The following is a 17669-nucleotide window of genomic DNA, read 5'->3' on the forward strand; positions in this document are numbered from 1 at the left end:
GAGCCACTACGCGCGTTAGATGATGCAGCATCCTCGTTGTAGTCAGGATTGGCCGCCTCATCGGTAGTAGCTTCGTAGCTGCCGTCCTCATATGAAGCGGGGGTAGCCGAGGCTACAAGAGTTGTCTTATCCTTAGACGTATAGTAAACACCGTCGCTCTCCGTAGAGGTGAGCGCCGACGTGCCAACGCAGCCCCGAGCGTAAGTAGGGCCAAAGTGGGCAATAAGGCTGGGAGGAAATTTTTCATGTCTGCTGGCGCGAAAGTGTGAACCAAGAAAGTAGAGAATACGGGTAACCTAACAGGACCCACGCTCTTCTCCGCTAATGTAGCGGACTGCTTGGGTTTTAATAACGTAATTTGCCCCGAAACGGTGCCCTTTTGTAGTGTCAAATGTTGTACCAGAGTACGAACGGATTTGCTTATTTAAAGATACTCCAAAGATGAGTAAAAGTTTGCCGAAGCGGAGCGAAGACTATTCGCTGTGGTACAATGAGTTAGTGAAGCGCGCCGGCCTGGCCGAGAACTCGGCTGTACGGGGTTGTATGGTTATCAAGCCGTATGGCTATGCCATCTGGGAAAAGATGCAGCGCCAGCTCGACGATATGTTCAAACGCACGGGCCACGAAAACGCCTACTTTCCGCTGTTTGTACCCAAAAGTTTATTTGAAGCCGAAGAAAAAAACGCGGAAGGCTTCGCCAAGGAATGCGCCGTGGTAACGCATTATCGGTTGCAGACGGACCCCGATAATCCGGGGAAGCTGCGCGTCGATCCGAATGCCAAGCTGGAGGAAGAGCTGATTGTGCGGCCCACGTCGGAGGCGATTATCTGGAGCACCTACAAAAATTGGATTCAGAGCTACCGCGACTTACCTCTGCTCATTAATCAGTGGGCCAACGTGGTGCGCTGGGAAATGCGCACGCGCTTGTTTCTGCGCACTGCCGAATTCTTGTGGCAGGAAGGCCACACGGCCCACGCTACGGCCGAAGAAGCCCTAGCCGAAACGCGCCAGATGCTGGACGTGTACGCCGAGTTTGCGGAGGAATGGATGGCGCTGCCAGTCGTAAAAGGTGTGAAGACCGAGAATGAGCGCTTCGCTGGTGCGCTCGAAACCTACTGCATCGAGGGTTTGATGCAGGATGGCAAAGCGTTGCAGGCTGGCACTTCCCACTTCCTGGGGCAGAATTTTGCGAAAGCCTTCGACGTGCAGTTTGCCAACAAAGAAGGTGGTTTGGAGCACGTATGGGGAACCAGCTGGGGCGTGAGTACTCGCCTGATGGGTGCGTTGGTTATGGCGCACTCCGACGACGATGGACTGATTTTGCCCCCCAAGCTGGCTCCTATTCAGGTAGTTATCGTGCCCATCTACAAAACTGGCCAGCTTGAGGAGTTGAAGGAGCGCATCCGGCCTATTCAAATGGGTTTGCTGGAGCGCGGCATCAGCGTAAAGCTCGACGACCGCGACACCGAGCGGCCAGGCTTTAAGTTTGCTGAGTGGGAGCTGAAAGGCGTGCCCGTGCGGCTGGCCATCGGTATGCGCGACTTGGAGAACGGCACGGTGGAAGTAGCTCGCCGCGACACCAAGGAGAAGCTACACCTGCCGCTCACCGACATCGTGAACAACATTGATCAGTTGCTTCAGGATATCCAAAAGAATATCTACCAGCGCGCTCTTACCTTCCGCGAAACTCACACTACCCGCGTGGAGAGCTATGAGGAATTCAAGCAGGTGCTCGATGGCCCCGGCGGCTTCGTGGTAGCGCACTACGATGGCACTCCCGAAACGGAGGAGCGCATTAAGGACGAGACGAAAGCCACTATTCGCTGCCTGGCGCTGGCCGAGCCAGATGAGGATGGTATCTGCATCGTGACGGGCAAGCCCAGCACGCGGCGGGCTCACTTTGCGCGAGCATATTAGTAGATTGTCTTCCCTCAAAAAAAAAGCCCCCGATAGTAGTAGCGGGGGGCTTTTTTGCTTCCTAACTCAGCTAGTTACCCGTACCGGCCGAACTGATAGCAGACGTTAATTCCTCGTCCGACAGATCGTCTAACCACCCTTTATCCAACTCTAGCCGCACGGTTTGGGCACCGCCGCTGGGCGTACAGACTACGGTCACGGTTCCGTCTTCCGCTTCGGCCAGTTTAATAGCCTGCTCGGCGGTTTCACTATCGAGGCCGGCGTAGGCCTGCACACAAGTCCAGGCTGTATTCGACTGGTCCATTATTTCACGTTGTTTCATCATGCTATAACTACGTGTTTACCGGGTAAATCAGAGGTGCACTTCTATCTATTTTAGCTACTGAATATGTTTTCTCGCCGTTTCACCGCAGAAAAAGGGTAGAAAATCTGCGTTCAGGAAGATCGGGGTGAGGGCTGGCAGCGGCAGTTGTTTTTGTGTATATTTAAGAACACATCCTACTTTCCGTTCTATGGACTGGCTTACCGTTATTTTACTTCTGCTTTTCGGACTGCTTTTTCTCGTCGTGGAAGTGCTGTTTATTCCGGGCACTACCTTGGTTGGGCTAATTGGATTTGGGTTGCTGGTGGTGGGCGTATGGCTAGGCTATCGGGATTTGGGAAGCACTGCCGGCCATTATGCGCTGCTGTTTTCGGTGGTGGCGGCGGGGTTGATGTTATACGTAGGTCTCCGACCAAAAAATCTGCATAGGTTTGCCCTCACCGACGTAAATGATAGCCGCGTACGCGATGTGCGCCGCCCCGATATGCAGCCCGGTACTACCGGCCGGGCACTATCGGCATTACGGCCCGCCGGTACTGTTCTGTTTGGCGAGGACCGCCGCGAAGCTGCCACGCGGGGAGAGTTTCTGGATGCGGGCACCGCCGTGCGCGTTCTGCGCATCGAGCAGAATCGCATTATTGTAGAACAAGCTTAACCCTTAAAGCAGTGCTGGTAGGCTCCCAAAAAGCCCCCCGATAGCCTTTTCTCTTCTCTCTACTAAAGCCTACACCCCTACTTAATGGAGTTTCCCTTTATTCCGCTTGCCATCGCGGCCGTAGCTCTGCTGGTCTTCCTGTACTTTTTCCCCATCGGGCTCTGGATTACGGCTATTTTCTCGGGGGTGCGGGTCAGTCTATTTCAGCTAGTGCTGATGCGGGTGCGTAAAGTGTCGCCCACGCTTATCGTCAACTCTCTGATTACGAGCACCAAGGCAGGCCTGGAGCTAACCGCGAATGATCTGGAAACGCACTACTTGGCCGGCGGTAATATTCCGAGCGTTATCAAAGCCCTTATTTCCGCTGACAAGGCCAATATTCCGCTCACCTTTAAGCAAGCTACTGCTATTGACCTGGCCGGCCGCGACGTATTTGAGGCCGTCACGACTTCTGTAAACCCCAAAGTCATCAACACGCCTAACGTGGCAGCCGTGGCGCAGGATGGGATTCAGCTCATTGCCAAGGCCCGCATCACGGTGCGCGCCAATATCACGCAGCTAGTGGGCGGCGCCGGTGAAGAAACCATATTGGCCCGTGTGGGTGAGGGCATTGTAACCAGTATCGGCTCGTCGCGCTCCCATAAGGAAGTGCTCGAAAATCCGGATAAGATATCGAAGCTGGTGCTGAGCAAAGGCTTGGACGCGGGTACCGCCTTCGAGATTCTGTCCATTGATATTGCCGACATCGACATCGGCGAAAACATTGGGGCCAAGCTGCAAATCGACCAGGCCACGGCCGACCTGAAAGTGGCTGAAGCCAAAGCCGAAGAGCGTCGCGCTATGGCCGTAGCCGTGGAGCAGGAGAACCGCGCCAAGACGCAGGAAGCCAAAGCCCGCGTGGTGGAGGCCGAGGCCGAAATTCCGAAGGCTATGGCCGAAGCATTCCGCAGTGGCAACCTAGGTATTATGGATTACTACAAAATGCGCAACATTCAGTCAGACACCGACATGCGCGACTCCATTGCGAATCCTGGGGGGCAAAGTAGCAGCATCAAGCCCGGCCGCGACGAGACCCGCCAGACCTGATTAGCAGAGGCAAAAGCCAGCGCATTTACAGGTTATCATTTACAGCAAAAAGCCCCCGAACCATTGCGTTCGGGGGCTTTTTGCTGTGCAATTGGGCTACTATACTTGGGCAAACCCGTGTTTGGGCTCATTCCTGCGGCAGTTCCCGGTTAAAATGGTCCTTCAGAATATCATTCACTTTCTCTTTAGTCAGTGGTTTATTCAAGAAGCCAGCAATGCCCAGTTGCTGCACACGCTCTACGTCGCGCGGGTGCAATGAAGTGGTGAGCATAATGATAATAACGGGCTCTTTGGGCGTTATCTGGAGCTGGTCGTAGGCCTCCAAAAACTCGAAACCGTTCATGACGGGCATGTTTACGTCCAACAAGATCAGCGCCGGACAAGCAGACTCGCGGCACTCCTTTTCAAACAAGGACAGCGCCTCCTTCCCATTCAGGGCCGTGAGCAACTTATCCGTCATATTAAGTCCTTCCAATAGCCTTTGATTGAGAAAGTTATTGATGCGGTCGTCGTCTACTAGGAGGGTGCAGGAAATCTTATCCACGGGCAGATGCAGTGTCGGGGCGTTCAATGGAAGAAGGAGTGTGGCCTGCATATTATGCAAGACCAGTACCTGTGGAAGTCGTACGCTGGCTGTTCATTTATGCTTAGAAGTACGGCTAGTCTTTTAACTAGACGATAAAAGCAAGCTGATGGTTTAGCTGCGCACATAGTCGGCACAACTCTTCCCATTTGTAATATTCTATACCTGCCACCCATCCTTACTCCTTGGTTAGCCGTCACGAAGGCCTTAAATCACAAAAAAGCCCCCAGCAATCAGTCTGGGGGGCTTTTTTGTGCTTTAGGAAAATACAGGCTTATAGAAGCTGTTACTTCTTCGTGATTCGGAATTCAACCCGCCGGTTGAGGCGGCGCGTTTCCTCTTGGTCGTTGCTGCCTACGGGCTTACTGCCTCCAAAGCCTTCCGTGGTAATACGAGCGGCTGAAATGCCTCGCGCCACTAGATACTTCTTCACCTCATTCACGCGGTCAAGGCTCAGCTTCACGTTCAGGGTTGGGTCGCCCTGATTATCGGTGTGGCCTTCCAGCTTGATTTCCATGTTCGGGTACTCTTTCATAATCCCGATCAGGCGTTGTAGCTCTGGGTAAGAGTTCTCCCGCAGGAAGAATTTACTCTGGGCAAAAAAGATGTTGGTCAGCTTGATAGTTTGCCCTACCGTGAACGGAATTAAGTACAGATCCTGCGTGAGCTCAGTATACTTCTGTCGATCGGTTACGTCGATATTGTCGCTTTCCGAAATGTAATCGGCCGCTTCAGCGCGGTAGCCGTAGTGTGCTCCCGAGGGTAGCACAATAGTGTATGAGCCATCCACTGGGCTAGTTTCTGCCACGCCCAACTCTTCGCCGGTCAGCAGGTTTTCGTAGCGGATTTTGGCGGCAACTGGCTTTTTGGTGCTGGCATCGAGCACGCGTCCGCGCACCAGGGTTACAACTTCCGGCTTAAACTGGGGCGTGAGGCCGATACGAAAAATATCGCGTGAGCCCTCCGTGCCATTGCGCGACGACACCAAATAGGCATCTTCCCCCGCCGCAGATACGGTGTAGTACGCATCGAAGTCAGAAGAATTGATGTTGGAACCCAGATTGCGCGGCTTAGTCCAGCTTGTCCAAGTATCATCGAGACGCTTGCTGTAGAAAATATCGCTCTGCCCGTAGCCACCGTGCCCTTCCGAGGCGAAGTACAGTGTTTTGCCATCAGCCGCCAGAAAGGGAGCAAATTCAGCCTTCTTAGTATTCACCGAGGTTCCCAGATTACGCGGCTTGCCCCAGGTTTTGCCATCGCTCTTGAGCAAGCTGACATACAAATCCTGCTGGCCCTGCCCATCTTTGCGCTCTACTGCCATTAGCAGTTCCTTGCCGGATGTAGCGAGGTAGAAATCAACGTTCTCGGGGTCGTCGTTATAGAAATCCTCTACTTCTATCTTCGTTGGCTTTGTCCAGCCGGTGGGCGTACGCCGGGCCATACTCAGGCCTTTGGGATCTAGTGAGCCATCGGGGTTGTACACGTTAATCAACACTACGGCATTACCATCCGACGAAACTGAGGCTAAGCCATTGGGGCCGGGCGTATTAATGGGTCCTCCAATATTCTTGGCAGGGTTCCACGACTTAGTGGCCGCGTCGCGCAGATTGCTGTACCACACATCCTGCACATCATCTTTGCCCCCCACGTTCTGCGGACTTTCCTGACGGGCGAAGAATAGCGTCTTGCCATCAGGCGATATAACTGGGTGCGTATCAACGTACTTCGAATTGACGGTAGGTCCCAAGTTCACCATCGACGAGTCGGCCGATACCCCGTTGTCATCTGCGGGGGCCGTTTTAAATTCTTCCTTCACCATGGTAGCCGCCACGTCGGCAATACCGATGGCGTCAATCTGATTCACGCCATTTACTTTCAGCGTGTTCATGGTTACTATCACGCCTATCGTCCGGTAAGTACCTGGTTCAAAGGTTACTTGCAGAGAGCGAAACAGCTCCGGAATGGGCCCCGGGTTCTTGTTTTCGTACACTTGGTGCTTTCCGCCTCGCGTATCGACCAATTCAATTTTAATAACTGACCCTGGATTAAAATTTTCCACGACCGTTACCTGGCGCGCAATCAAGGACTTACTGAAGCGAACTTCCACAAATTCCTCTTTCCCTTCTTTTTTCGGGATCCAGGCATCGTTGCTTACTTGCCCAAGTGGCTTGGCGTTCGGCTCACCTAGTACTTTGTCGGGCGAGAATGCCTCTTTTCCTTCTGCCTTCTGCGACGATACCTCTACTACTTTGCTGGCCCAGACAGCATGTTGAGCCTGAGCGTTTAAGTTCAAAGCCAGCACAACCGCCAACGTAAAAAACGACTTGTAAAAACGCATAGTTAACACCAAAAAGATACTAGGAAGAGAGCCTAACAAGCTCATCTTTGACTTCGTTTCTTACCCAATCACATTCAAAGTAGTTTCAGGGGCGGCTCCGATCTGCGAAAGCCAAGCCAAAATTACTCATGATGATTATATGGACATATTTTTTCTAAAAATAGAACTTTTTCCTTATTAAAAAGAAACTATATAAGCTACAACATTAAAAAAAGCCTGCTCACGCTAAGCATGAACAGGCTTTTTTATTGAAAATCAAGCAATCAGCAGTAGATGCTTAGGGCTGCAGAGTGAACGTGCGGGTAACGGAGTTGAACGGCCCCGGAATAACGGTACCATTCGTGTCAACCAACTCCAGCTTCACGGTATTTTGGCCGGCGGGCAAGCCTTCCATCATGTACGGCAACCACTGATCCAGCATAAACTCAGTGCCATTGATAGTGGCGCGCACCTTATTGCCTTCAGGAGCCAGGGTAGTGTTAACCAGGTAAAAATCTAGCATCACCTTCTTGGTATCATTACCCGAATAAGTATCCTTGGGGCGGCTATAGAACATGTGTGGAGCAGCCAGATCGGCCCCTAGTGGGGTAACGGGCGCAGACCCTACATTGATCAGGCGCAGATCGTAAGCGCCACGATGCTTGAGGCTTTCGTGGTAAGAGCGCGACAAGAACGACAACACTACGTGCTGGCCATCCGGAATATTCTTAGTGAACTCAGTGGTGTAATGCGCCGTGTAGGGCTCATTGTCAACGATATTATGAATGTGCTGGCCCTGCTGAGAATTAGCCATGTGCTCAGCATGTACGCCGCCAGTCATTTTGGTTAGCTGAAAGTTGGTTAGGTCGTAGTCGAAAGCTACTGCCCCGGAAGCGAGCGTGTTGCCGGAAATCGGTGACTTCAGCCGCATCTGCGACTCGGGGTATTTAGGCGAGTCGTTGAAAGGAGTCAGGCGAATTCCATTCTTTTCCATACTTGACAAACCGCCCGGTGCTGTATTCTCAGCAATGGTCTGACTGGCAGTTTCGGTTTGCTGACGGGCTGTGTCACAGGCCACAAGGCCTAAAAACATGGCGCCGCTTAAGAGTAAAGTTGATGCTTTCATAATAAAAAGTGGAATTATACTAAAAGACCCAGAAATCCGGTGTCGTTGAGCTACAAAGATGACATTTGATTTTTGAGTACCTTGCAGAATACGAAATGATTGCTCAAAAGTATCTTGATTTTCCGCTATGGACCCAACATTGCTGGAAGAAATTCCATCCCTCGATCTAGCCGACTTTCGGTCAGGCGACCCGGAGCGCAAGCAGCGCTTCGTTCAACAACTCGGTGATGCTTACCAAAGCATCGGCTTCGTGGCACTACGTAATCACGGCCTAACCGAAGAGCAAACCACCCAGCTCTACGCCGACGTAAAATCCTTTTTCTCGCTGCCCGATGAGGTAAAGCAAAGCTATGAGAACCCGGCTTTGGCGGGTCAGCGCGGCTACATTGGCAAAGGCAAAGAGCACGCGAAGGGCCGTAACACCGGCGACCTTAAGGAGTTCTACCACGTAGGCCAAGAGGTAGACGACCCAAATGATCCTATCAAGAACGAGTATCCTGATAACATTTGGCCGAAGGAAGTACCCAGCTTTCACCAGACCACGCTAACCACGTACAAAACGCTGGAAGCGGCGGGTAAGGATGTGCTGCGTGCTATTGCGTTGTACCTGAATCTGCCCGAAAACTATTTCGATGATAAGGTGCGCAACGGCAACAGCATTCTGCGCCCCATCCATTACTTCCCCATTGAGAACCCCGACGCGGTACCTGCCGATGCAGTGCGGGCCGCCGAACACGGCGACATCAACCTGATTACGCTGCTCATGGGAGCTTCGGCCGATGGTCTGCAGGTGTTGCGTCGTGATGGCAAGTGGATTCCCATCACGGCTCTGCCCGATCAGATTGTGGTAAACGTGGGCGATATGCTTCAGCGCCTGACTAATGGCGTACTCAAGAGCACCATTCACCGCGTGGTAAACCCACCCCGCGAGAAGATGAACTCGTCGCGTTTCTCCGTTCCCTTTTTCATGCACCCTCGCTCCGAAATGAGCTTAGCTGCCTTGGGAAGCTGCGTTACGCCTGACAATCCCAAGCAGGAAGCAGACATCACCGCCGGCGAATTCCTGAATGAGCGTTTGATCGAGCTTGGCTTGAAGAAAAAGTAATCGTGGTTGTCAGTTGTCTTCTGACAACCGATACTTGAGGTAAAAAGCCCCCCGGCATTTTTCTGGGGGGCTTTTTTCTGATAATACCGTATCTTATCTTCCAACAATGAACGCCTTGCTATTGGGCAGTTAAAAGCACCAAGCACTAAAAAGTGGAAACGGAAGAGGTTAGCTTGGTTCCCCCACCCCGCCGAAGTGGCACGCGTACCAAGCGCGTACGCGGCATCATTTTCCTGAAGGATGTGGCCGTGCTGGCCCTCACCAGCTTCGGTGGACCGCAGGCGCACCTGGCCATGATGTTCCGCTTGCTGGTTGATAAACGACGTTATCTCACGTCGGCGGAGTTGGTCGAGTTGACGGCCTTATGCCAGATCGTGCCCGGCCCCTCCTCTACCCAAACGATTACTGCTATTGGCTTTCGGCTGGGCGGCCCCAATCTGGCCTATCTCACGCTACTGGTTTGGATGACGCCCGCCGTGACGTTCATGACCGTCTTCGCACTCAGTATTAGCTACTTAGACTCCAGCCTTGTAGCTAGGCTAGTGCAATTTGTGCAGCCCATCGCCATTGGCTTTGTGGCTTATTCGGCGTACAAAATCGCGGAAAAGGTAATTCACACGAAGACTTCCGTTGCCCTGATGGTATCGGGAGCCATGCTGGCCTATTCCTTCCAGTTACCGGCGGTATTGCCTCTATTATTATTGGCTGGGGGGCTAATTACAGCCTTTCGCTACAGCAAACTGCCGCAGGTGGAGCAAAAGCAGCCCTTGCGTGTTGAGTGGGCCAACTTTATTCTCTGGCTGGGGGTGCTTATTGCGGCGGCCGTACTCGGCCACTACACTCGCTGGCTGCCGGTGCGGCTTTTTGAGAACTTCTATCGCAACGGTAGCCTCGTGTTTGGGGGTGGGCAAGTACTGGCGCCCCTCCTATTCGCTGAGTTCGTGGAGTTTAAGCGCTACCTCACGGCCCCAGAGTTTCTATCCGGCTTGGGACTAGTACAAGCCATGCCAGGGCCCAATTTTTCCTTTGCTTCCTATATCGGGGCGCTGGCGATGCGGCGGGATGAGGTTGGGGTAAGTGGCCAGTTATTAGGGGCGCTGGTAGCGGCGGCGGGCATTTTTCTGCCGGGCACCTTTCTAATCTTCTTCCTCATCCGCTTCTGGGACCAGCTAAAACAGTATCGCGTGGTGAAGGCGTCGTTGGAAGGCATTAATGCGGTGAGTGCAGGCCTGGTGTGGGCCGCTACCTTCCTGCTCTACCATCCGCTGCCCGATACGCCCATCAATCTGATACTGGTAGCTTCTACGTTCTTGCTGCTGCTGTGGAATAGGATTCCGTCCTACGTTATCATCGGGGCCGGATTGGTAGCTGGCCTGTTGTTTTAGTGAACCTCTGTCACCAACAAAAAGGCCCCCCAAGCTAGCTTGGGGGGCTTTTTAGTGGTATCTCCACTTGGCTACTGTTCCAGCATTTGCGTTTCGGGCAGGTTCATCAGGTAGTCGCCATAGCCGCTTTTACGCAGAGGCTCCGCTATCTTGCGCAGCTCATCAGCCGTAATAAATCCCTGACGGTAAGCAGCTTCCTCAATGGAACCCACCTTTAGGCCTTGGCGATGCTCAATTACACGCACGAACTCGGAGGCCTGCATGAGGCTCTCAAATGTTCCCGTATCCAGCCAAGCCGTGCCACGGCCCAGAATACCCACTTTGAGCTTGCCACGGCGCAGGTACTCTTGGTTCACATCCGTAATTTCGTATTCGCCCCGTGGGCTGGGCTTAAGGTTACGAGCAATCTCAATTACTTCATTATCATAGAAGTACAGCCCCGGCACCGCGTAGTTGCTCTTAGGCATTTTGGGCTTTTCCTCAATGCTGAGAGCCTTCTTATCAGCGTCAAACTCTACTACACCGTAGCGCTCGGGGTCATTTACGTGGTAGGCGTATACCACGCCCCCGTCGGGATTGCTATTGCTTTGCAGCAGTTGCTCCAGGCCTTCGCCGTAAAAAATATTATCCCCCAACACCAAGGCAACTTTATCATCTCCGATAAAGTCGGCGCCAATGACAAATGCCTGCGCCAAGCCGTTGGGAACTTCCTGAATGGCGTATTGAAAGTTGCAACCTAAGCTTTTTCCATCGCCGAGCAGACGCTGAAATTGGGCCTGATCATGAGGCGTCGTGATCAGCAAAATGTCTCGGATACCAGCCATCATCAAAATAGATAGCGGATAATAGATCATCGGCTTATCATACACCGGCATGAGTTGCTTGCTAACGGCCAGCGTGAGCGGGTGCAAGCGAGTGCCAGATCCACCGGCGAGAATAATACCTTTCATTTGTTAGGATGAACCTGCTATATAAATTGGAATATGAATGACCTGTAGGTCGTCCAGCGTTTAGTTGCTCTCACGAATGAAAGTTTGGTTGGCCTTAAACCACGCCAGCGTTTGCTGCAAACCTTCCCGAATACGAATCTGAGGATCGTAGCTCAGTAGGTTTTTGGCCTTGGAAATATCAGCTAGTGAGTCGCGAATGTCGCCGGGCCGATCGGGGCCGTATTCGGGCGTGATGTCGGAGCCGGCTTCTTCTTTCAGAATATTGAACAGATCGTTGAGCGACGTACGGTCGGCTACGGCAATATTATACACCTCATTCAGTGCCGCCGGATTTGTAGTCAAAGCTGCTCTGATATTCGCCTGTACGCAGTTTTCGACGAAGGTAAAGTCGCGGGTCTGGCCACCGTCGCCGTTCATGCGGGGGGCTTTTCCTTGCAACACAGCGTCAATAAACAACGGAATTACGGCTGCGTAAGCGCCATTTGGGTCTTGGCGGGGACCAAAAATATTGAAGTAGCGCAGACCAATGATGGGCATGCCGTAAGTCTTGCCAAATACGTCGGCGTACAGTTCGTTCGCATACTTGGTCACGGCATACGGCGACAGAGGCTTCCCAATGCGGTCTTCTACTTTGGGCAAATGAGGCGAATCGCCATAAGTTGACGAAGAAGCTGCATACACAAAGCGCTGCACATTGGCTTCTTTAGCTGCCACCAGCATATTCACAAAGCCCCCTACGTTCACATCGTTACTCTTAATGGGGTCATTGATAGAGCGCGGTACGGAGCCTAGCGCAGCCTGATGCAGCACCACATTTGCCCCCCGGCAAGCATCGCGGCACACTTGCGGGTCGCGAATGTCGCCTTCAATAACTTCCAGAGCCGGATGTCCTTCGAACAAGCGCACGTTTTTGCGGAAGCCGTTGGAGTAATTATCCAGCACGCGCACACGCCCGGCGCCGTACTTAAGCAGGTATTCAACCAGATTGGAGCCAATAAAGCCGGCACCACCCGTCACCAGAAAGGTCAGATTATCGAGTGGCTGGTCGTGAAAGGGGGTTTCGTACACTTTGTCGGGGAATGAGGACGGAAAGAGGAGCCACTATTTATTTGAGTGAAAATTGTGGCTTTTCGAGCCCTAGTTACTGTATTGCTGATGGTAATAATCTTGGTAGGCACCCGTTGTCACGCGCTCTAGCCATTCGGTATTTGCTAAGTACCAGTCCACCGTTTGGGCGAGGCCTTGCTCGAACGTGACGGAGGGCTTCCAGCCCAGCTCGTTCATGATTTTGCTCGAGTCGATGGCGTAGCGCAAGTCGTGCCCGGCCCGGTCTTTCACGAAGGTGATGAGCTTACGCGAGGTGCCAGGAGCTTGGCCGGTTTTCTCGTCAACCACGTCACACAGCAGATGAATCAGCGCCAGGTTCTGCCACTCATTTACGCCGCCAATATTGTAGGTGTCGCCCACTTTGCCTTTGTGAAACACCGCGTCAATGGCCGTCGCATGATCTTTCACAAAAAGCCAATCGCGCACATTTTCGCCCTTTCCATATACCGGCACCGGCTGCTGGGTGCGGATGCGGTGAATAGCTAGCGGAATCAGCTTTTCCGGGAAATGGTTGGGGCCGTAGTTATTGGAGCAGTTGCTCAACTTCACCGGCAGACCATATGTATGGTGCCATGCGCGCACAAAATGGTCGGAGCTAGCCTTAGAAGCGGAGTATGGTGAACGAGGATCATACGCCGTTTCTTCCGTGAACATCTCGGGGCCCATTTCAAGGGAGCCGTATACTTCATCGGTGCTTACGTGGTAGAAGGTTTTGCCCTCATACCCCAGCGGCTTCCATAGGTTTTTGGCCGCATTCAACAAATGCACTGTTCCGAGCACATTGGTTTTCACGAAAGCCAGCGGATCGGTGATGGAGCGGTCAACGTGCGACTCGGCCGCCAGATGGATTACGGCGTCGGGTTCTTCTCGCGCAAATAGCTCATCGATGAATGCTTGATCAGCAATGTCGCCTTTTATGAAGCGATAATTAGGCGCATTCTCGATATCACGCAGGTTTTCAAGATTACCTGCGTACGTCAGCGCATCCAGATTAAGGATCTGATACTCGGGGTACTTGGTTACAAACAGGCGCACCACGTGCGACCCAATAAATCCAGCCCCGCCGGTGATAATGATTTTCATCTACTTACAGTTGAACCGTTTAACGACTAGACAGCGGTATTTCAGCTGTTTAACCTGCGTTATCCGCCATTAATTTCTGCTGCCATTTCCATGAACTCGCCAAGCTCTCTTCTAAGGAAGTAGTGGTTTGAAACCCTAATACCTGATTCGCTTTGGTTACATCGGCATAGATGGCCGGTACGTCGCCGGGGCGAGGAGGACCGATAACGTAGTTGAGTTTCTGACCGGTTGCCTTCTCAAACGTCTGTACTACCTCCAGCACACTATTGCCACGGCCGGTGCCCACATTGAACGTTTCAACTGGCTCGCTTTCCCCTTTTAAGAGGCGTTCTACGGCCACTACGTGCGCCTTAGCCAAGTCTACTACATGGATGTAGTCGCGAACGTTGGTGCCGTCGGGGGTGTCGTAGGTATTGCCGAAGATGGTAAGCTTCTCCCGAATACCCGCCGCCGTCTGGGTCACGAACGGCACCAGGTTGTTAGGTATGCCCAGCGGCAGCTCACCAATAAGAGCAGAAGTATGGGCACCAATAGGATTGAAGTAGCGCAGCAGAATTGTGCGCACGCTGCTATTTGGCGCAGCTACTACGTCTCGCAGGATGTCTTCGCAAATCTTTTTGGTGTTGCCGTAGGGCGAGGTAGCTGGCTTGGTAGGTGTTTCCTCCGTAACGGGCAACTGATCAGGGATGCCGTACACGGTACAGGAAGAAGAAAATACCACGTTCGACACCTCAAACTCCTGCATCACTTTTAAAAGCGTGAGTAAGGAAGCGATATTGTTATGGTAGTAGGCCAGTGGCTTCTGTACCGACTCCCCTACCGCCTTGTAGGCGGCAAAGTGGATGGCACCACGCACGTCCTTTTCGTGCGCAAAAACTTCCCGTAGGGCTATTTCATCGGCGCAGTCGATGGCGTAGCACGCTATATTGGTCCCCAGAATCTCTTTCAGACCGTGCATCACAGACTCGGAAGAATTGCTGAAGTTATCAACGATTACAGGCTGATATCCAGCTTCGTATAACTCCACCACCGCGTGTGAGCCAATGTAGCCTGCGCCGCCGGTTACTAATATTTTTGTCCTTTCCATATCTAGCATGTGTTCTATAGGCTCCAGTAGTGCAAATCCTGCATCTTGTTGCGGTAGAGGCCCTTAATATCAACCAAAACGGCGTTGTCAGCCGTAATCGACTTGAAATACGCTTCGTTCTTGTCGAGGTAGGGCTTATGCCCTACGGCTACAATAACGGCGTCATAGTCAGTTCTGGTCTCTTCAGCGGATGTGAGGCGAAAGCCATACTCATGGTGCAGTTCGTCAGAGTCGGCGTACGGATCTACGATATCCACGTTTACAGAGAAGTTTTTCAGCTCCTGAATTACGTCGGCCACTTTGGAATTGCGAATATCCTCTACGTTCTCCTTAAAAGTAGCGCCCATCACCAGCACCCGGCTTTTAGCGACGTCTTTGCCCTGCTTAATCATCATCTGCACCGTTTTGCGGGCGATATAAGCGCCCATATTATCGTTGGTGCTGCGACCCGAAAGAATAACCTTGGCGTCGAAGCCTAGCTCCTTCGCTTTGTACGTCAGGTAGTAAGGGTCGACGCCAATGCAGTGACCGCCTACTAGGCCAGGCGAGAATTTGAGGAAATTCCACTTGGTACCAGCAGCCTCCAACACCTCGTAGGTATTGATGTTCATGCGGTCAAAAATCAGCGACAGCTCATTCATCAGCGCAATGTTGACATCGCGCTGCGTGTTCTCGATAATCTTGGCTGCCTCGGCTACTTTAATGCTGCTGGCCCGGTGTACACCGGCTTTTACCACCAGCTCATAGAGCTTAGCAATGATATCCAGCGATTCATCATCGCAGCCAGCCACTACCTTGATGATGCTAGTCAGCGTATGCTCTTTATCGCCGGGATTGATGCGCTCGGGGGAGTAGCCCACCTTGAAATCCTGAGGAAATGACAGCCCCGACAGTTTCTCCATCACTGGAATGCAATCTTCCTCGGTGCAACCGGGATATACCGTGCTTTCAAACACTACGTAATCGCCTTTTTTGAGCACCTTGCCCACGCTGGTTGAGGCGCCCAATAGGGGCTTCAAATCGGGCATGGCGTGCTCGTCGATGGGCGTGGGCACGGCAACGATGAAGAAGGTGGCCTCACGCAACACCTCCAGAGAGTCGGTGAACGTAATGTCGCAGCCCTCGAAGTCTTTGGCTTCCAGCTCACCGCTGGGGTCGATACCGTTACGCATCAAGTCGACACGGGCAGCGTTTATATCGAAGCCGATAACGCTGAGCTTGCGGGCAAACTCAAGGGCGATAGGTAAGCCCACGTACCCAAGACCGATGACGGCTAGCTTGGCTTTTTTCTGAAGTAATTGCTCGTACACAGGAAGAAGAAATGCTGAATTTTGACTTATGAATTTTGGATCGAAATAACAGGTAGCACCTGATTATCAGAGGTTAACTCGTATTGCATGCCGCTTTCAGGGCAGGTGGCCCGCTGGCTGGCATCGAAAGTGAGGCGGTGCCCAGCGCGGCTCATCCAGCCTTGCGGACGAGCCGGATTGCCATATACCAAGGCATACGGTGCAACATCATGCGTTACTACGGAACCGGCCCCAACAAAGGCGTATTCTCCCAGCCGCACCCCGCATATAATAGTAGAATTGGCCCCCACGCTCACGCCGCGCTCCAACACGGTAGGTTGGTATTCGTGGCGGCGTGGAAAGGCACTGCGCGGGTTGCGTACATTGGTAAACACGACGGACGGCCCCAAAAAAACATCATCGGCGCATTCCACGCCCGTATACAGGCTCACGTTGTTTTGCACTTTCACGTTGCGGCCTAGGCGGACGCCATCGGCTATCATCACGTTCTGCCCAATGGTGCAGTTTTCGCCCAATTCGCAGCCCGCCATCAAGTGGGCAAAGTGCCAGATGCGACACCCGGCGCCAATACGGCAGCCGTCGTCGAGCACAGCGGTGGGGTGAGCAAAATAGGCAACCGTATCAGTCACGAAAGCAGATAACTAGCTCGGCAGGCTGCCGATTTTGAGCCGGCAAAGGTAGGACTTTTTAAGTTTGAGAAATTTGGGGCGCGCAACGTCGAAAAGTTTTGGGTTTGGAAGCACGAGCGTATTTAGGTGCCAATACTCCCACTTACTATGCGGTCTTTGCCGAACATATCCTGGTGAATTTGCCCCCCAGCGTACCCTAGCTCGGCGAGTAAGTTGAGCACGGCCGTGGCGTATTGCTCGTTTATCTCGAAGTATAATTTGCCCCCCGGTCGCAACAATTGCCGCCCCAGCTCCGCGATGCGCCGATAAAAAAGCAGTGGGTCATTATCCGGCACAAACAGCGCGGTGGCGGGCTCGTACTCCAGCACGTTGGGCCGCATTAGCGCCCGCTCGCTTTCCAGCACATACGGCGGGTTGCTCACCAGCACCGCTAGGCTATAGAGAGCAATTCCGGCCGGCGCGGCATGTAAAATATCTACCTCCTGAAACTCTACGCTGGGCGCATAGCGGGCCGCATTGCGCTGGGCCACAGCCAGCGCCTCTGCCGAAATATCTACTCCTATCACTCGCGCTTCGGGCAGCGCCTGACTGAGAGCAATAGGAATGCAACCGGAGCCCGTTCCGATGTCTAGAACAGTAAGCTTGGGGGCTTTTTTTTGCTCTTGTATAATAAGCGCTACCAGCTCCTCCGTTTCGGGCCGGGGAATAAGGGTGGCCGGCGTCACGTCCAGCTCCAGGCCGGCAAAGTGAGCCGTGCCTAGTACATATTGTAGCGGCTCGTGGCGGAGCAGCCGGGCCTGAGCGGCTTCTAGCAATTGCTCCTTCTCTGTTGGCACCAACTCAGCGGCTTGCATGCGGCGCTTCAAGGGAGTCAGTTCCAGATAATGCTCAATCACCTGACCCGCAATGGCAGCGGCTTCAGGCTCAGGATAAATGCCCCCCAAAGCAGTAGTGAGGCGGCGCGTTAGCTCCAGGATGGTCATACGAGGCGAGGTTTGTACCTTCGG

At 52.9% G+C, this 17669-nt stretch carries 16 protein-coding genes; 5 read left to right on the forward strand and 11 right to left on the reverse strand.

The features are described 5' to 3' along the window. Positions 1-441 precede the first annotated feature (441 nt). Positions 442-1917 carry a proline--tRNA ligase gene (gene proS, locus G7064_RS11235; protein ID WP_166073653.1) on the forward strand — a complete coding sequence of 492 codons (1476 nt, stop codon included), beginning with the start codon at positions 442-444 and terminating at the stop codon, positions 1915-1917. Positions 1918-1987: 70 nt separating this feature from the next. Here proS and G7064_RS11240 read toward each other — a convergent pair whose 3' ends face one another. Beyond that, complete coding sequence (locus G7064_RS11240; protein WP_240935452.1) at positions 1988-2242, reverse strand: hypothetical protein; 255 nt, start codon at positions 2240-2242, stop codon at positions 1988-1990. Positions 2243-2429: 187 nt separating this feature from the next. Here G7064_RS11240 and G7064_RS11245 point away from each other — a divergent pair, with 187 nt between their 5' ends. Together G7064_RS11245 and floA are read left to right on the forward strand one after the other, a co-directional pair. Next, positions 2430-2894: an NfeD family protein gene (locus G7064_RS11245; protein WP_166073654.1), complete on the forward strand. Its 465-nt coding sequence runs from the start codon at positions 2430-2432 to the stop codon at positions 2892-2894. 84 nt (positions 2895-2978) lie between these two features. Next, a complete protein-coding gene (gene floA / locus G7064_RS11250) occupies positions 2979-3980 on the forward strand; it encodes a flotillin-like protein FloA (RefSeq protein ID WP_133271257.1) in 1002 nt (333 codons plus the stop codon). Between the two features lie 127 nt (positions 3981-4107). Here floA and G7064_RS11255 read toward each other — a convergent pair whose 3' ends face one another. The 3 genes from G7064_RS11255 to G7064_RS11265 all read right to left on the reverse strand — a co-directional run bounded on the left by G7064_RS11255 (position 4108) and on the right by G7064_RS11265 (position 8006). Then, the gene (locus G7064_RS11255; protein WP_240935453.1) at positions 4108-4575 is read right to left on the reverse strand and encodes a response regulator; all 468 of its coding nucleotides are present in this window, start codon (positions 4573-4575) and stop codon (positions 4108-4110) included. Between the two features lie 274 nt (positions 4576-4849). Further along, positions 4850-6901, reverse strand: coding sequence for an OmpA family protein (locus G7064_RS11260; RefSeq protein WP_166073655.1), 2052 nt, complete (start codon positions 6899-6901; stop codon positions 4850-4852). Positions 6902-7178: 277 nt separating this feature from the next. Further along, a complete protein-coding gene (locus tag G7064_RS11265; protein ID WP_166073656.1) occupies positions 7179-8006 on the reverse strand; it encodes a hypothetical protein in 828 nt (275 codons plus the stop codon). A gap of 127 nt (positions 8007-8133) precedes the next feature. On the opposite strand from G7064_RS11265, the gene G7064_RS11270 reads away from it, so the two are divergent. Together G7064_RS11270 and chrA are read left to right on the forward strand one after the other, a co-directional pair. Beyond that, complete coding sequence (locus G7064_RS11270; RefSeq protein WP_166073657.1) at positions 8134-9111, forward strand: isopenicillin N synthase family dioxygenase; 978 nt, start codon at positions 8134-8136, stop codon at positions 9109-9111. A 152-nt stretch (positions 9112-9263) separates the two neighbouring features. Beyond that, positions 9264-10496, forward strand: a complete 1233-nt coding sequence (gene chrA, locus G7064_RS11275) for a chromate efflux transporter (protein ID WP_240935454.1) — start codon at positions 9264-9266, stop codon at positions 10494-10496. 71 nt (positions 10497-10567) lie between these two features. On the opposite strand, the gene rfbA is transcribed toward chrA, so the two are convergent. The 7 genes from rfbA to prmC all read right to left on the reverse strand — a co-directional run bounded on the left by rfbA (position 10568) and on the right by prmC (position 17645). Next, entirely contained in the window at positions 10568-11446 is an 879-nt protein-coding gene (gene rfbA, locus G7064_RS11280; RefSeq protein WP_166073658.1) for a glucose-1-phosphate thymidylyltransferase RfbA, read from the reverse strand. Positions 11447-11506: 60 nt separating this feature from the next. Further along, positions 11507-12514 carry an SDR family oxidoreductase gene (locus tag G7064_RS11285; protein WP_166073659.1) on the reverse strand — a complete coding sequence of 336 codons (1008 nt, stop codon included), beginning with the start codon at positions 12512-12514 and terminating at the stop codon, positions 11507-11509. Positions 12515-12583: 69 nt separating this feature from the next. Then, positions 12584-13636, reverse strand: a complete 1053-nt coding sequence (gene rfbB, locus G7064_RS11290) for a dTDP-glucose 4,6-dehydratase (protein ID WP_166073660.1) — start codon at positions 13634-13636, stop codon at positions 12584-12586. 49 nt (positions 13637-13685) lie between these two features. Continuing rightward, a complete protein-coding gene (gene galE, locus G7064_RS11295) occupies positions 13686-14723 on the reverse strand; it encodes a UDP-glucose 4-epimerase GalE (protein ID WP_166073661.1) in 1038 nt (345 codons plus the stop codon). 14 nt (positions 14724-14737) lie between these two features. Further along, a complete protein-coding gene (locus G7064_RS11300) occupies positions 14738-16033 on the reverse strand; it encodes a nucleotide sugar dehydrogenase (protein ID WP_166073662.1) in 1296 nt (431 codons plus the stop codon). A gap of 26 nt (positions 16034-16059) precedes the next feature. Continuing rightward, a complete protein-coding gene (locus G7064_RS11305) occupies positions 16060-16662 on the reverse strand; it encodes an acyltransferase (RefSeq protein ID WP_166073663.1) in 603 nt (200 codons plus the stop codon). 122 nt (positions 16663-16784) lie between these two features. Continuing rightward, on the reverse strand, positions 16785-17645 hold the full coding sequence (gene prmC, locus G7064_RS11310; protein WP_166073664.1) for a peptide chain release factor N(5)-glutamine methyltransferase: 861 nt from the start codon (positions 17643-17645) through the stop codon (positions 16785-16787). Positions 17646-17669: the final 24 nt, after the last annotated feature.

It is taken from the genome of Hymenobacter sp. HDW8, assembly GCF_011305775.1.
Lineage (GTDB): Bacteria > Bacteroidota > Bacteroidia > Cytophagales > Hymenobacteraceae > Hymenobacter > Hymenobacter radiodurans.

What these genes read in the sequence shown, in the direction of transcription:
- proS (WP_166073653.1), top strand. Translation starts at nt 442, where the DNA reads ATGAGTAAAAGTTTGCCGAAGCGGAGCGAAGACTATTCGCTGTGGTAC.
- G7064_RS11240 (WP_240935452.1), bottom strand. Translation starts at nt 2,242, where the DNA reads ATGATGAAACAACGTGAAATAATGGACCAGTCGAATACAGCCTGGACT.
- G7064_RS11245 (WP_166073654.1), top strand. Translation starts at nt 2,430, where the DNA reads ATGGACTGGCTTACCGTTATTTTACTTCTGCTTTTCGGACTGCTTTTT.
- floA (WP_133271257.1), top strand. Translation starts at nt 2,979, where the DNA reads ATGGAGTTTCCCTTTATTCCGCTTGCCATCGCGGCCGTAGCTCTGCTG.
- G7064_RS11255 (WP_240935453.1), bottom strand. Translation starts at nt 4,575, where the DNA reads ATGCAGGCCACACTCCTTCTTCCATTGAACGCCCCGACACTGCATCTG.
- G7064_RS11260 (WP_166073655.1), bottom strand. Translation starts at nt 6,901, where the DNA reads ATGCGTTTTTACAAGTCGTTTTTTACGTTGGCGGTTGTGCTGGCTTTG.
- G7064_RS11265 (WP_166073656.1), bottom strand. Translation starts at nt 8,006, where the DNA reads ATGAAAGCATCAACTTTACTCTTAAGCGGCGCCATGTTTTTAGGCCTT.
- G7064_RS11270 (WP_166073657.1), top strand. Translation starts at nt 8,134, where the DNA reads ATGGACCCAACATTGCTGGAAGAAATTCCATCCCTCGATCTAGCCGAC.
- rfbA (WP_166073658.1), bottom strand. Translation starts at nt 11,446, where the DNA reads ATGAAAGGTATTATTCTCGCCGGTGGATCTGGCACTCGCTTGCACCCG.
- rfbB (WP_166073660.1), bottom strand. Translation starts at nt 13,636, where the DNA reads ATGAAAATCATTATCACCGGCGGGGCTGGATTTATTGGGTCGCACGTG.
- galE (WP_166073661.1), bottom strand. Translation starts at nt 14,723, where the DNA reads ATGGAAAGGACAAAAATATTAGTAACCGGCGGCGCAGGCTACATTGGC.
- prmC (WP_166073664.1), bottom strand. Translation starts at nt 17,645, where the DNA reads ATGACCATCCTGGAGCTAACGCGCCGCCTCACTACTGCTTTGGGGGGC.